General features: G+C 57.3%; 1 rRNA gene. It reads left to right on the top strand.

Features of this window, described 5'->3' with window-relative positions:
* Positions 1 to 361: ribosomal RNA gene (locus KUM32_RS30715) — 23S ribosomal RNA — on the top strand; the annotation flags it as partial.

Raw genomic sequence — 361 nt, 5'->3', positions numbered from 1 at the left:
ACACCCAAGTAGCACGGGGCCCGAGAAATCCCGTGTGAATCTGGCGGGACCACCCGCTAAGCCTAAATATTCCCTGGTGACCGATAGCGGATAGTACCGTGAGGGAATGGTGAAAAGTACCGCGGGAGCGGAGTGAAATAGTACCTGAAACCGTGTGCCTACAAGCCGTGGGAGCGTCGGGTGGGAGCTTGCTTCCATCTCGTGACTGCGTGCCTTTTGAAGAATGAGCCTGCGAGTTTGCGGTGTGTTGCGAGGTTAACCCGGGTGGGGTAGCCGTAGCGAAAGCGAGTCCGAATAGGGCGTTTGAGTAGCACGCTCAAGACCCGAAGCGGAGTGATCTAGCCATGGGCAGGTTGAAGCG

Source organism: Streptomyces sp. AC627_RSS907 (assembly GCF_019049165.1).
This window is presented reverse-complemented; position numbering and strand designations above follow the sequence as displayed.